This is a genomic window from Rathayibacter sp. AY2B5 (assembly GCF_002931645.1).
Classification (GTDB): Bacteria; Actinomycetota; Actinomycetes; order Actinomycetales; family Microbacteriaceae; genus Rathayibacter.
Map to the genome: position 1 here is coordinate 12,878 of NZ_PSUE01000011.1, position 12,713 is coordinate 25,590.

Here is a 12,713-nt window from a genome sequence, read left to right on the forward strand (position 1 = left end):
CCCGGCCCGCTCGGTTGTGCCGATCCCCCCGGACGCGAGGAAGGGCCGCCCCGAGGGACGGCCCTTCCTGCGACTCCGCCGGCCCGCGCTCCTCCAGAGGAGCCGGGCCGACGAGTGCTCAGTGCTGGCGGATCTTGTCGATCAGCTTCCCGCCGATGTCCTTGACCTTGTCGGTGATGGGGGTGCTCGACTTCGGGCGCTCGGTGACGGTGAACGGCAGGGTGATCGCCTTGCCGGTCTGGTCGCCGGTCACCGTGACGCTGTAGTCGCCGGGCGTGGTGGGCGCCTTCGCCGTGACGGTGAGGCCGCCGCCGGCGAGGTCGCGGGTCGCGGTGCGGTCCGTGAAGAGGGGCGCGGAGCCGATCAGCTGCGTGTCTCCGTTGAAGCCCTTCGCGGTGAGAGTGACGTCGGCTCCGGGGGCGAACGACGAGCCGGAGAGCTCGGCGGTGGCTCCGAAGCTCATCGAGCGGATGTCGCGGTCCACTCCGAGCGCGTTCGTGATGGTGAAGAACGTGTCGGTCTGGTCGGTGAGCCCGGCGACGTTCGCCGCGCCCGGTCCGTAGGCGGCGATGCGCAGCTGCGTTCCGGTGTGCTGCTGCGATCCGCCCTCGGCGGCGGTGCCATACGACACCTTCATGGTGCTGCCGTCGGCGGTCTTCAGCGCGGTGCTGAGCGAGGTCGGCGGGGTCGAGTCGACGATCTGGCTGGAGTGGGCGTGGTCGGCGGTGACGATGACGAGGGTGTTCCCGTCCGCCTCGGCGAACGCGAGCGCGGCCTGGACGGCCTCGTCGAGGTCGACGGTCTCGCCGATCTGGCCGCACGCGTTCGCGGCGTGGTCCTGCTTGTCGATGCTCGCGCCCTCGACCTGGAGGAAGAAGCCCTTGTCGCCGGTGTCGAGGAGGTCGATCGCCTTCTCGGTCATGGAGCGGAGCGTCGGCTGCTCGGCCGGACGGTCGGGGTTCGCGACGCAGGTCTGCGGGGCGGCGTCCGCTCCGCCGACCGTCGCCGGGGTGGGCGCGTAGCGGACGGGCAGGTTGCCGGAGTTGAACAGTCCGAGCACGGGCGTGTCCTGGTCGGCGACGGTCAGCGCGTCGAGCTGCGCGGCGGTGGCGGCAGTCGTGGCGTCCCCGAGCACCTGGAAGCCGCGCTCCGCGGCCTGCTGGAACAGCGGCTCGCCGCTCCAGTCGCCGGCGCGGGCGACCTGCGCGAAGCTGGCCGAGCCTCCGCCGAGGGTCAGGTCGGCGCGGGTGTCGAGGATCTGCTCGCTGATCGAGCCGAGTCCGCCGTTCTCCAGCGCGTCGTCGCCGCAGCTCGCGCTGTCGGGTCCGTAGCAGCTGCGGGCGTCGACGTGGGCGGCCTGCACGGCCGGGGTGGCGTCCTGGATCTCGGCGGTGGTGACGTTGCCGGTCTTCAGGCCGTTCGCCTTCGCGATCTCGAGGAGGGTGTCCTTGCGCTGCTGGTCGATGTCGACCGAGATGGCGTTGTCGTAGGTCTTGGTGCCGGTGGCCCAGGCGCTGCCGGTGGCGGCGGAGTCGGGCACGTAGTCCGGGGCGCCCTTGACGGCGCCCGTCGCCGGGTCGTCCGCGCGGTAGAGCGAGTAGGTCGTGTACTGGCCGGTGATCGGCAGGGCGTCGATCCCGGGGAAGCGGCCGGCCGCTCCGTACTGGTAGTTGCGAGCGACGGTGATCTCCGAATCGCCCATGCCGTCCCCGACGAGGAGGATGACGTTCTTCGCGTCCTGCTCCTTCACCGCTGCGCGCAGCGAGTCGGAGAGGTCGGCGTCGACCGGGGAGATGCGGGCGGCTCCGCCGGTGGCGGAGAGGTCGGCGGCACCGACAGCAGTGGCGGCGCCGGGTGCGGCCAGGGCGGCGGCGCAGACCAGAGCAGCGGCCGAGAGGGCCAGAGCGGAGCGTCCGCGGTTCGCGGAGCGGAACAGTCGTGTCACGTCGTGGACTCCTTGAGAGGTGAGACCCCGGAAAGGGGCACGCTCATCTCACTCCTCATCGCCGCGTCGGTGGGTGAACGGTGATGCATAGCTGAGTGAACTTTCCGACGAGGGCTCTCGGCCAAGGCGGCCCGCCGGAGCGTCCTGCCGACCGGCGTCCTGCCGACCGGCGCTCACCGGGAGCGTCGGTCGGCAGGGGCGCGGTCGCCGGGAGCCTTTCGGGTCAGCGCTGGACGAGCGGGACGGCGATGTCCGTGACGTTCGCGCCGATGGCGCCGAGCGGAGTCGCCGTGCCGTTCAGCAGTCCGATCTCGTAGAGCGACCCGTTGACGGCGGCGAGGCCGACCGAGCCGATGGAGCTGCCGTTGCGGAGGACGGAGTAGATGTCGAAGCCGGTCGCACCCGCTGCGTCGAGGCCGAGCTTCCCGGTCGGCGCCAGGGTGCCGGCGTTGGCCGGGGACTGGATCGCGATCTGGTCGAGGGCCGTGTCGAGGACGAACAGGGTGGTCGCGCTGTTCGCGTCGAGGTCGTTGTTCGTGTACGCGGCCCCGGCGACACCGGTGGCCACGGCGGGCGCGGCGTAGCTGAGCGTGCCGTCGGCGACCGTCGCGGCGCCCGCGGTGGCGAACGGCTGACGGAGGTTCTGGCCCGTGTCGCTGACCACGCGGAGCGCGTTCGCGGCGGGGTTGAAGTCGACGCCGAAGGAGGTGCCGCTCAGCGCCACGGTGAGACGGGTCACCTGGGTGGCCGCGCCGGTGGACGGGTTGATGGAGTAGACGCCGGCGCTCGCCGCGTTGTCGCCGACGCCGTAGAGGGCGCCGTCCTGGACGCGGTAGTCGATGCCGATGAGCGCGGTGTCGCCGCCGGTCAGGCCGCTGACGGCGACGCGGTTCGTGACCTTGCCGGGCTTGGTCGGGTTGAACTGCACGAGCTTCGTGCCGCCGTCGGAGAGTCCGACGACCCGCAGCTTCGCCGCCACGGAGCGGACCGCGTTGATCAGGTTCCTGTCCGACGCGCTGCTGGAGTCGCTGGTCGCCGCGGCCGGAGCGACGCTGCTCGCACCGGCGAGCACGGGTGCCACCGCCATCACGCCCGCGACGGCGACAGCTGCAATACCGACTCTGATTTTCCTGGTCATCGTGCACTCCTCGAGACTTGCGGTCGCCGGAGATCGGCGGCTCGGAGGGGGATACCGTCCGGAGCGCGCGAGCGTTCATCCGATCCGGAGATCCGTGCCCCGTCACTCCGGCGAGCCGTCGGCGAACCGTCGGAGCGCGGCGGCGTAGCGGTCCGGGTCCCGGTGGTCGCTGTCGGTCAGGATCAGCACCGAGCCGGAGACGGCGCGGGTGTACTCGCTGCGGCAGGGGAGGGTGACCACCGTCCTCAGTCCGGCCTCCCAGGCGGGGACGAGGGAGCCGAGGCAGCGCCGCTCGGGGGCGGCGTCCAGCGGGACGTCCCGCGCGTCCATCTGGGTGGATCGCAGCTCGTCGTGCCAGGCGCTGAAAGGCGCTCCGAGGGAGTCGTCGCCGAAGCGCTCCCGCCAGCCGGGGCCGCGCGCGAGGTCGAGGAGGCGTGCGCGCTCGGGGGATCCGTCGGCGGTGCTGGAGAGCTGCCGGAGGAGCGGGCCGGTCTCGACCGCCAGATGCTCGACGCAGTCCTGCCACAGCTGAGGCCAGGCGCGCTGCTCGTCGGCGCCGGGCTCCGCCGACCCGACCCGCTCCGGGGACCGCTCGAGCGGCGGAGGCCCGTCGACCGCCGGAGTGAAGCCCCACGCTTCGCGGATCCAGAGGAGCTCGAGCAGCGCCGAGGGGTTGTCCTCGACCGTGATGACCATCTGCGACGGCCAGGGGTCGCCGGGAAGAGGACGGGATGCGCGCATGGGAGGGGCTCCTTCCGAGGGGATGAGGTCGGATCGTGCCGGAGAAGGCTCCAGGGAGGCTGGGCTCGCGTCGGCCGACGCGCCACTCCTCCCGGCGACCGGCGGCATCGCCGATGATCGTCCCCGCCGGCGATCGAGGACGGCGCCGAGCGCCTCCCGAATGTCGGTGCCCCCGACCTACACTCGGACGCGTTCGAACACCCGTTCGATACCACGAGGAGGGAGCCGACCATGGGCGTGACCGTCGTGGAGCGCATCGCGACCCCCGCCTCGGACGCCGTCGCCGTTATGTTCCTCGTCACCAGCGAGGCGGTGGCGGCCGGATTCCCGTCGCCGGCGCAGGACTACTTCGACGGGTCCCTCGACCTCAACGACCACCTGATCCGCGACAGGACGTCGACGTTCATCGTCCGTGTCTCGGGCGAGAGCATGGTCGGCGCGGGCATCAGCGACGGCGACGAGCTCGTGGTCGACCGGTCGATCACGCCGACGCACGGGAGCGTCGTCATCGCGATCCTCGACGGCGAGCTGACCGTCAAGCGCCTCGAGCTGCACTCCGGGGGAGTGGTCCTGCGGGCCGAGAACCCGGAGTACCCGCCGATCCACGTCGCCGAGCTGAGCGACCTCCAGGTGTGGGGCGTCGTCACCGTTTGCCTCCACCGGCTGCACCGTGCGCTCTGAGCGGCGCATCGCCCTGGTCGACGTGAACTCGTTCTACGTCTCCTGCGAGCGGCTGTTCGATCCGAGGCTCGCGGGCCGGCCGGTCGTCGTCCTCTCGAACAACGACGGCTGCGTCGTCGCCCGCTCCGACGAGGTGAAGAGGCTCGGGATCGAGAACGGCACGCCCTGGTTCCAGATCGAGCCGCTCATCCGCTCCGGTCGCCTCCCGGAGGTGATCGCCCGATCGAGCAACTACGAGCTGTACGGCGAGCTGTCCGCGCGCGTGATGGAGCTGCTGGGCCGCTACTCCGCCTGGCAGGAGGTGTACTCGATCGACGAGTCCTTCCTCGGCGTCGACGGCGACGTGGCGGAGCGGGCGAAGGTCGGCCGGGCGATGCGGGCGGCCGTCGCGAAGAACGTCGGGCTGCCCGTCTGCGTCGGCTTCGGCCCGAGCAAGACGCTCGCGAAGTTCGTCAACAAGGGCGGAGCGAAGAAGCACCCGCGCCTGGGGGGCGTCTGCGACACCGACTGGTACACGCCCGAGCAGCTCGACGCGCTCATGGCCTCCCAGCACGTCACCGAGCTGTGGGGCGTCGCCGGCCGCACAGGGAAGCGCCTCGCGGAGCTGTCCATCCACACCGTCCGCGACCTCCGCGACGCGGACCCCGCGCTGATCCGCAAGAAGTTCTCGGTCGTCCTGCAGCGCTCCGTCTACGAGCTGCGCGGCGTCGACTGCATCCCCCTCGAGGCCGCTCGCACCGTCCGCGACCAGCTGATCTTCTCCCGGTCGTTCGCCACTCCCGTGACGACGATCGCGGGCATGGAGCAGGTGCTCTCCGTCTACGCGCAGCGCGCCGCCCACCGCCTCCGCGGTCAGGAGTCGGTCACCAGGACGATGAGCGTGTTCGCGTCGACGTCGCCGTTCGCGGACGCGCCGTACGAGTCCGCCGGCGGCCTGGCCGGCTTCCCCGTCCCCACGGACGACCCGGTGGCGATGGTGAGGGCCGCGATCGGCACCCTGCGCCCGCGGCTGCGGGAGGGCGCGCGCTACGTGCGGGCCGGCGTCATCCTCACGAACCTGTCGCCTCGGAACTCCCACGCGCTGCTCGAGATCTTCGACACCGCCTTCGACACGAAGGGCCTCGGCGCCACCATCGACGCCGTGACGAAGCGCCACGGCCGGTCCGCGGTCGGCCTCGGGCTGGCGGGCATCCGCACGGGGCCGGTGTGGACGATGAAGCGCGACGCCCTCTCGCTCCGGGCGACGACGCACTGGGGCGAGCTGGCGACGGCCCACGCGCGGTGAGCCCGCCGGCGGGGAGATCGGGTCATCCGACGCGTAGGCGCCCGGGGCGCTCTCGGGCAGGCTCGTCGCCATCGACGAGTGTCGGTGCGGGGACGGCGGGAGGACCCATGGCCGAGAGCTGGCAGGACGCGTCGGTGCGGGGCGTCGCGATGATCGAGAACGAGCTGGTCGTGCGCGACTTCCTCGAGGTGTGGAGCGCTCGCGACAGCCGCCAGCTCATCCCGTTCCTGCATCCGGAGGTCGTCTACAGCGCGTCGAGTTCGCAGGAGATCGCGGGGCGGGCGCGGGTCCTCGACATGTGCGACGAGGTCCACCGGGCGTTCACCGAGATCCGGATCGCCCTCGTCACGATCGCCGTCGCCGGCAGCGTCGTCCTCACCGAGCACGCCCTGCACCTCCGCTCGGACACGGGGGAGGGCCACTGGCTCCGCTGCTTCGGGAGCTACGAGCTCCGCGGAGAGCAGATCGTCACCTGGCGGCAGCTCCATGGCTGAGGGCCTCGCGTGACGGCGGTGACCGGGCCCGCGCGCCTCAGGCTCGCCCTGGTGCTGCTGGCGATCGCCTCGGGCGCGACCGACGCGTTCGCGTTCCTCCTGCTCGGCGGCATCTTCACCGCGAACATGACGGGCAACCTGGTGCTGCTGGGGCTGTACCCCCGCTCCGCCTGGCTGACGACCGCGGCCGGAGCGGTCACGGCGATCGTCTTCTTCGCCGGAGCGGTCTACGCCGGGTTCCGCACGACGCGGGCGCGCACGTCGTCGACCGGCGACGGGAGACGTCCGCTCCGCGCGATCGCCCTCGTGGGGGTCGTCCTCCAGCTCGCCGTCGCGGTCGCCTGGCCGACGGTGCAGGGCGGCAGATCGCTGCTCGTGGACTGCGCGTTCATCGCGACCAGCGCGGCGGCGCTCGGGCTGCAGACCGTGCTCGCGAAGCGGATCTCCGGCGCCGCCGGCCTGACGACCACGTTCGTCACGGGCACGCTCACGAGCCTGATGCAGGAGCTCGCCGAGCGCTCGTCCGGGTCGAGGACCCTCCAGGCGCTCATCGTCGCGAGCCTCGCGGTCGGGGCCGTCGTCGGAGCGGCGACCGTGACGCTCGCTCCGGCCTGGGCTCCGACGCCGGCCCTCGTGCTCTCGGCGCTCGCCGTCGTGCTGCTCTTCGCACACCGGACGCGAGCCGTGCCCGCGGGAGCGGAGCCCGGGGCCCCGCGTCCCGCGTGACCGGAATCAGGCGTCGAGCGCCCACTTCGGCCGGACCCAGTGGCAGGTGTAGCCGCCGGGGTGCTTGCGCAGGTAGTCCTGGTGCTCCTCCTCGGCGTCCCAGAACTCGCCGGCGGGCTCGACCTCGGTGACGACCGGTCCGGGCCAGCGGCCCGACGCGTCGATCTCGGTGATCGTCTGACGCGCGACCCTCTCCTGCTCAGGCGAGAGGAAGAGGATCACGGAGCGGTAGGCCGTGCCGATGTCGTTGCCCTGACGGTTCTTCGTCGTCGGGTCGTGCACCTGGAAGAAGAACTCGAGCAGGTCGCGGTAGGAGAGCTGCTCGGGATCGAACTCGATCTCGACCGCCTCCGCGTGGTCGCCGTGGTGGCGGTAGGTCGCGTTCGGCGTGCTGCCGCCGGCGTACCCGGCGCGGGTGCTGAAGACGCCCGGCATGTCGCGGATGAGCTCCTGGAGCCCCCAGAAGCATCCGCCCGCGAGGATCGCGCGCTCCTCGGCCATCAGACGCCTGCCTTCGTGTCGTGCGCGGACTCGCGCGGAGAGATCATCATGCGGGCAAGTCCATCACGACCGGGGACGTCGCGGCGAGCGTCGGACGACTCTCGGAGCAGACCGTCGGCGGGGGAGCGGGGCGTGTCCCGCCCGAGCGCTCCGTCACTGCGATCGGTACGCCGGCGGAGATGCACCGGTGGGAACGAGTCATCTGACCGGGTCGCTCCGGGTGCCCCCGTTCCTACGCTCGTCGGTACAACCGAGGAGAGAGCGGAGCCGACCATGGAGCAGCCGAACGTCGAGACGCGCAGTGCACGGCGGGTGATCGAGACCCTGACCGCCAACGGCGTGAAGTACGTCTTCGGGATCCCGGGAGCGAAGATCGACGCGGTCTTCGACGTCCTCGCCGACGAGGGGCCGGAGCTGATCGTCTGCCGGCACGAGCAGAACGCCGCCTTCATGGCCGCCGCGGTGGGACGGCTCACGGGCAGCCCGGGTGTCGTCCTCGTGACCTCCGGTCCCGGCACGACCAACCTCGCCACCGGCCTGCTCACGGCCAACACGGAGCAGGACCCGGTCGTCGCGCTCGCCGGGGCCGTGCAGCTCTCCGACCGCCTCAAGCGCACGCACCAGTCGATGGATGCGGCCGCCTTCCTCTCCACCGTGACGAAGTACACGGTCGAGTCGACGGATCCGGACGACGTCTCGGAGGCGGTCAGCAACGCCTTCCGCGCCGCGGTCACCGAGCCCCGAGGCGCCGCGGCGGTCGTCCTCTCGGCCAGCGTGATGGCCGCGGCGACCTCGCAGGTCATCACCCGGGCGGCCACGGGGCCGACGAGCGGTCCGGCGCGCGCCGAGGACCTCACCCACGCCGCCGACCTGATCAACACCGCGGAGCGGCCCGTCCTCCTCGTGGGACTCCGCGCGTCGGAGCCGGCGACCGTGGCGGCACTGCGGGTCCTGATCAGCGAGACGGAGCTGCCGGTGATCGAGACGTTCCAGGCGGCCGGCCTCGTCTCCCGCGAGCTCGAGGACCACTACCTCGGCCGCGTCGGCCTGTTCAAGAACCAGCCCGCCGACCTCGCCCTCGCCGAGTCCGATCTCGTCGTCGCGATCGGCTACGACGCCGTCGAGTACGACCCGGTGATCTGGAACAGCGACGTCGACCGCCGGGTCGTCCACATCGACTCCGTCGACGCCCCGCTGGACAACCACTACCTGCCCGCGCTGGAGCTGAAGGGCGACCTCGCGCAGACCGTCGCGGCCCTCACGCCGCTCGTCTCCGGCCTGCAGCTCGACGAGGACGCGGCCGACCGGGTCGCCCGGCACCGGAGCGAGCTGGAGCGGATCGACGACGCGGCGCGGACGGCCGAGGCGGCTCCCGGGACCGTCGATCCCGCCCGCCTCCTGCTCCTGATGCGCGACCTGCTCTCGGACGACGCCACCGTGGCCTGCGACATCGGCTCGAACTACATCTTCATGGCCCGGCACTTCCGGGTGTACGAGCCCAAGCACCTGCTCTTCTCGAACGGGCAGCAGACCCTCGGCGTCTCCTTCCCGTGGGGGATGGCGGCGAGCCTCCTGCGCCCCGGGACCCCGGTGGTCTCCGTCTCGGGCGACGGAGGCTTCCTGTTCTCCGCGACGGAGATCGAGACGGCGACGCGGCTCGGCCTCTCGTTCACGCACGTGATCATGCGGGACGACACCTACGACATGGTCGGCTTCCAGCAGCTGCTGAAGTACGGCCGCAAGTCCGGGGTCCAGCTCGGCGACTACGACATCGAGAAGTTCGCCGCGGCGTTCGGCGCCACGGGCAGGCGGGTGAGCGGCCTCGCCGAGTTCGAGGAGGCCTTCCGCGCCTCCCTCGCCGAGCCGGGCGTCTCGATCATCGACGTCGCGGTGGACTACAGCCGCAACGTCGACATCGCCGCCCACCTCATCGAGGACGCCTTCGAATGAGCACGCACACGGTCGACTCGACCGACGACTACGCGATCTACCAGAGCTCGACCATGGCCGCGCTGCTGGCCGGGGTCTACGACGGGGACCTGACGATCCGCGAGCTGCTCACCCACGGCGATCTCGGCCTGGGCACCTTCAACCACCTGGACGGCGAGATGGTGATCGTCGACGGCGTCTGCTACCACCTGCGCAGCGACGGCTCCGTCCAGGTCGCGGACGGCGACGACCGGACGCCCTTCGCGGCCGTGCTGCCCTTCCACGCGACCACGACGTTCACGGTCGAGGAGCCGACCGGTCTCGCCGGACTCACCCGGCTGATCGACGACGCGGTCGACGGCGGGAACATCCCCGTCGCCCTGCGGATCGACGGCCGGTTCACCGAGGTCCGCACCCGGACCGTCGGCGAGCAGACGGAGCCGTACCCGCCCCTGATCGAGGCGACCGCCCACCAGAGCGTCACCGGCATCGCCGACACCCGCGGCACGATCGCGGGCTTCCGCATTCCGCAGTTCGAGCAGGCCGTGTCGGTCCCCGGGTACCACCTGCACTACGTCGACGACGCCCGCAAGAAGGGCGGGCACGTCCTCGACGTGACCGTGGCCGAGGTGACGGTCTCGCTCACGACCGTCGCCGGACTGCACCTCGCGCTTCCGGAGACGGACCAGTTCCGCCGGGCGGACCTGGCGATGAAGGACATCGCGGCGCAGGAGGCGCGAGCGGAGGGGTGAGGCGGGCGGGACCTCCGGGGAGACGGGCCGGCCGCGACACGTCTCCCCGAAGGCCCGTCAGGGCGCGAGCTCCTCGCGGACGATCGCCGCTCCCGCGCTCAGCGCGCTGAGCTTCCCCCAGGCGAGGTCGCGGGGCAGCGGCGCCATGCCGCAGTTCGTGCTCGGGAGGAGCAGGTCCGCGTCGACGAACCGGAGGGCGCGTTGCAGGGTGTCGGCGACCTCCTCGGGCGTCTCGACGGTCCCGCTCGCCACGTCGATCGCTCCGAGCATGACCTTCTTGCCACGGACGAGCTCGATCAGCTCCATCGGCACGTGGGAGTGGTGGCTCTCCAGCGAGACGATGTCGAGCGAGGACTGCTGGAGGAGCGGCAACGACTCCTCGTACTGCCGCCACTCCGACCCGAGGGTCGCCTTCCAGTCGGTGTTCGCCTTGATCCCGTAGCCGTAGCAGATGTGCACCGCGGTCTCGATGCGGAGTCCCTCCGCCGCCCTCTCCAGCGCGGCCACACCCCAGTCGTGCACCTCGTCGAAGAAGACGGTGAAGGCGGGCTCGTCGAACTGGACGATGTCGACTCCGGCGTCCTGGAGGGCTCGCGCCTCCTCGTTGAGGATGGTCGCGAACTCCCACGCCAGCTTCTCGCGGCTCCCGTAGTGCCGGTCGGAGAGGGTGTCGATCATCGTCATCGGGCCGGGCAGCGCCCACTTGATCGGCTGATCGGTCTGCTCGCGCAGGAACCGGGCGTCGTCGGCGAACACGGGCCTCTCGAGCCCCACGGCGCCGACGACGGTCGGCACGCTCGCGTCGTACCGGTCGCGGATGCGCACCGTCTCGCGCCGCTCGAAGTCGACGCCCGTGAGGTGCTCGATGAACGTCGTGACGAAGTGCTGCCGGGTCTGCTCCCCGTCACTGACGATGTCCAGGCCCCGGTGGTGCTGCTCGTGGACAGCGGCGCGCAGGGCGTCCTGCTTGCCCTCGGCCAGGGCGTCGCCGGTCAGGCGCCACGGGGACCACAGGGTCTCCGGCTGCGCGAGCCACGACGGCTTCGGCAGGCTGCCGGCGATCGAGGTGGGCAGGAGCGGGAGGGACGTCGAGGATCCGCGGGCGCTCATCGGACCGCTCCCGCGTACCCGGCGGCCCACTGCCGCAGCCGCTCCCCGTGCGGCTTCATGAGGTGCTCCTCCGCGAACCGCCCCTGCTCGACCGCGAGCCGGCCGCGCTCCTCGCGGTCGTAGGAGACCGCGGGCCGCACGTAGTCCTGCTGCTCCAGGTCCGGCCGGTAGACGTCGGCGGCGGCCGAGCGCGCGCCGTAGATCTCGGGCCGGTAGATCCTCTGGAACGTCTCCATCGTGCTGATCGTGGCGATGAGCTGGAGGTCCGAGTAGTCCTCCAGCAGGTCGCCGCCGCAGTAGAACGCGAGCGGCGCCGTGCTGCCGGGCGGCATGAAGAAGCGGACCCCGAGGCCCATCTCCGAGAAGTACCGGTCGGTCAGCGAGAGCTCGTCCTGCCGGTACTCGACGCCGAGGATCGGATGGAGGGTCCCGGTGCGCCGGTACGTCCTGCTCGTCGAGACGCTGATGCAGATGACGGGCGGCGTCGACGAGAGCTCCGCGTACTGCGCGGAGTCCCGGAAGTGCTGGAAGAGCGCGCCGTGCAGGACGCCGAAGTCGTCGGGGACGGTGAAGCCGGCCTGCGAGGCGTTGACCGCCGGCAGCCGCACGCTGAAGTCGTGGTCGCGGAGGTAGGAGGAGAAGTTGTTCCCCAGTGTCCCCGGCTGACATCGGCCGGTGCGGCGGTCGAGGATCCGGGTGCGCAGGACCTCCAGCAGGGGGAACTCCCGGTCCTCGCCGTCCGTGGTGAGCCGCAGCCCGACGGAGACGATGTCGAGCCCGACCGTGTAGCGGCCGCGGCTCGGATCGTCGCCCGGCACGAGATCGTTCAACCGGTCGTCGATCATCCGCAGCGCGGTCCGGAGGTTCTCCCGGCGGCGCTCGCCGCGGGCCAGATTCGCGAAGTTGGTGGTGATCCGGGAGCTCTGGGCCGGCGAGTAGTCCTCGTCGAAGGGGGTGAGGGTGATGCTGAAGGCGGGTTCGTTCGTCATGATCGGCCGATCGGTAGGAGGGACTGGGGCGGGGGCACGATCAGTGCGGGTGGTCCTCGGTCAGCTTGAAGCCGAGTCGGCCGTGCGCGAAGGCGGCTCCGGCTCCGATGGCGGCCGCGACCCAGGCTGATTCGGCGAGCTCGGTCTCGGTCGCACCGGCGCGCACGGCGTTCTGGCCGTGGCCGTCGATGCAGTAGACGCACTGCTTGCTGATGCCCACGGCGTAGGCGATGAGCTCGCGGTACTTGAGCGGGATCTCGCGACCCTGCGGAGCGAAGACGGCGGTGTCGAAGGCGGTGAACGCCGCAAGGACGTCGGGGGTCTCCTTCTTGTAGGCGGCGGTGTAGCGGCGGTCGGCTGCGCGGTCGTAGTAGGCGTCGGTCATGGTCTTCCTTCGGAGGTCGGAGAGGGGGCGGAGGGGA

The 12,713-nt window shown here is 71.5% G+C and carries 13 protein-coding genes; 6 read left to right on the forward strand and 7 right to left on the reverse strand.

Translation table 11 applies throughout. The annotated features are described in order from the left end of the window. Positions 1-118: 118 nt before the first annotated feature. The 3 genes from phoA to C5C30_RS08930 all read right to left on the reverse strand — a co-directional run bounded on the left by phoA (position 119) and on the right by C5C30_RS08930 (position 3,824). Positions 119-1,945, reverse strand: a complete 1,827-nt coding sequence (gene phoA, locus C5C30_RS08920; RefSeq protein ID WP_308471022.1) for an alkaline phosphatase — start codon at positions 1,943-1,945, stop codon at positions 119-121. A 223-nt stretch (positions 1,946-2,168) separates the two neighbouring features. After that, entirely contained in the window at positions 2,169-3,083 is a 915-nt protein-coding gene (locus C5C30_RS08925; protein WP_219813058.1) for a DUF4394 domain-containing protein, read from the reverse strand. A gap of 102 nt (positions 3,084-3,185) precedes the next feature. After that, positions 3,186-3,824 carry a hypothetical protein gene (locus C5C30_RS08930; RefSeq protein WP_104333565.1) on the reverse strand — a complete coding sequence of 213 codons (639 nt, stop codon included), beginning with the start codon at positions 3,822-3,824 and terminating at the stop codon, positions 3,186-3,188. A 231-nt stretch (positions 3,825-4,055) separates the two neighbouring features. On the opposite strand from C5C30_RS08930, the gene C5C30_RS08935 reads away from it, so the two are divergent. The 4 genes from C5C30_RS08935 to C5C30_RS08950 all read left to right on the forward strand — a co-directional run bounded on the left by C5C30_RS08935 (position 4,056) and on the right by C5C30_RS08950 (position 7,010). Then, on the forward strand, positions 4,056-4,505 hold the full coding sequence (locus C5C30_RS08935; RefSeq protein WP_104268985.1) for a LexA family transcriptional regulator: 450 nt from the start codon (positions 4,056-4,058) through the stop codon (positions 4,503-4,505). Further along, positions 4,495-5,790 carry a Y-family DNA polymerase gene (locus tag C5C30_RS08940; RefSeq protein ID WP_104268984.1) on the forward strand — a complete coding sequence of 432 codons (1,296 nt, stop codon included), beginning with the start codon at positions 4,495-4,497 and terminating at the stop codon, positions 5,788-5,790. Before C5C30_RS08935 ends, C5C30_RS08940 begins: the two co-directional genes overlap by 11 nt. Before the next feature lie 107 nt (positions 5,791-5,897). Beyond that, positions 5,898-6,284, forward strand: a complete 387-nt coding sequence (locus tag C5C30_RS08945) for a nuclear transport factor 2 family protein (protein ID WP_104268983.1) — start codon at positions 5,898-5,900, stop codon at positions 6,282-6,284. An 18-nt stretch (positions 6,285-6,302) separates the two neighbouring features. Beyond that, positions 6,303-7,010, forward strand: coding sequence for a YoaK family protein (locus tag C5C30_RS08950; RefSeq protein ID WP_181131522.1), 708 nt, complete (start codon positions 6,303-6,305; stop codon positions 7,008-7,010). Positions 7,011-7,016: 6 nt separating this feature from the next. Here C5C30_RS08950 and msrA read toward each other — a convergent pair whose 3' ends face one another. Continuing rightward, positions 7,017-7,511 carry a peptide-methionine (S)-S-oxide reductase MsrA gene (gene msrA, locus C5C30_RS08955; protein ID WP_104226547.1) on the reverse strand — a complete coding sequence of 165 codons (495 nt, stop codon included), beginning with the start codon at positions 7,509-7,511 and terminating at the stop codon, positions 7,017-7,019. A 273-nt stretch (positions 7,512-7,784) separates the two neighbouring features. On the opposite strand from msrA, the gene alsS reads away from it, so the two are divergent. Both alsS and budA read left to right on the forward strand, forming a co-directional pair. Then, the gene (gene alsS / locus C5C30_RS08960; RefSeq protein ID WP_104333566.1) at positions 7,785-9,461 is read left to right on the forward strand and encodes an acetolactate synthase AlsS; all 1,677 of its coding nucleotides are present in this window, start codon (positions 7,785-7,787) and stop codon (positions 9,459-9,461) included. After that, a complete protein-coding gene (gene budA / locus C5C30_RS08965) occupies positions 9,458-10,192 on the forward strand; it encodes an acetolactate decarboxylase (protein ID WP_104333567.1) in 735 nt (244 codons plus the stop codon). The genes alsS and budA overlap by 4 nt, the downstream gene beginning before the upstream one ends. Positions 10,193-10,249: 57 nt before the next feature. On the opposite strand, the gene C5C30_RS08970 is transcribed toward budA, so the two are convergent. Genes C5C30_RS08970 through C5C30_RS08980 form a run of 3 tightly spaced genes read right to left on the reverse strand, consistent with a single transcriptional unit; the run spans position 10,250 to position 12,676 of the window. Further along, the gene (locus C5C30_RS08970) at positions 10,250-11,302 is read right to left on the reverse strand and encodes a methionine synthase (RefSeq protein ID WP_104333568.1); all 1,053 of its coding nucleotides are present in this window, start codon (positions 11,300-11,302) and stop codon (positions 10,250-10,252) included. Beyond that, positions 11,299-12,291, reverse strand: a complete 993-nt coding sequence (locus C5C30_RS08975; protein ID WP_104333569.1) for a putative oxygenase MesX — start codon at positions 12,289-12,291, stop codon at positions 11,299-11,301. The genes C5C30_RS08970 and C5C30_RS08975 overlap by 4 nt, the downstream gene beginning before the upstream one ends. A 40-nt stretch (positions 12,292-12,331) precedes the next feature. Next, the gene (locus C5C30_RS08980; protein ID WP_104223293.1) at positions 12,332-12,676 is read right to left on the reverse strand and encodes a carboxymuconolactone decarboxylase family protein; all 345 of its coding nucleotides are present in this window, start codon (positions 12,674-12,676) and stop codon (positions 12,332-12,334) included. Between the last annotated feature and the right edge of the window lie 37 nt (positions 12,677-12,713).

Coding starts and splice junctions, on each gene's coding strand:
- C5C30_RS08980 (WP_104223293.1), bottom strand. CDS start 12,676: ATGACCGACGCCTACTACGACCGCGCAGCCGACCGCCGCTACACCGCC.
- C5C30_RS08945 (WP_104268983.1), top strand. CDS start 5,898: ATGGCCGAGAGCTGGCAGGACGCGTCGGTGCGGGGCGTCGCGATGATC.
- C5C30_RS08935 (WP_104268985.1), top strand. CDS start 4,056: ATGGGCGTGACCGTCGTGGAGCGCATCGCGACCCCCGCCTCGGACGCC.
- msrA (WP_104226547.1), bottom strand. CDS start 7,511: ATGGCCGAGGAGCGCGCGATCCTCGCGGGCGGATGCTTCTGGGGGCTC.
- C5C30_RS08975 (WP_104333569.1), bottom strand. CDS start 12,291: ATGACGAACGAACCCGCCTTCAGCATCACCCTCACCCCCTTCGACGAG.
- alsS (WP_104333566.1), top strand. CDS start 7,785: ATGGAGCAGCCGAACGTCGAGACGCGCAGTGCACGGCGGGTGATCGAG.
- budA (WP_104333567.1), top strand. CDS start 9,458: ATGAGCACGCACACGGTCGACTCGACCGACGACTACGCGATCTACCAG.
- C5C30_RS08925 (WP_219813058.1), bottom strand. CDS start 3,083: ATGACCAGGAAAATCAGAGTCGGTATTGCAGCTGTCGCCGTCGCGGGC.
- C5C30_RS08970 (WP_104333568.1), bottom strand. CDS start 11,302: ATGAGCGCCCGCGGATCCTCGACGTCCCTCCCGCTCCTGCCCACCTCG.
- C5C30_RS08930 (WP_104333565.1), bottom strand. CDS start 3,824: ATGCGCGCATCCCGTCCTCTTCCCGGCGACCCCTGGCCGTCGCAGATG.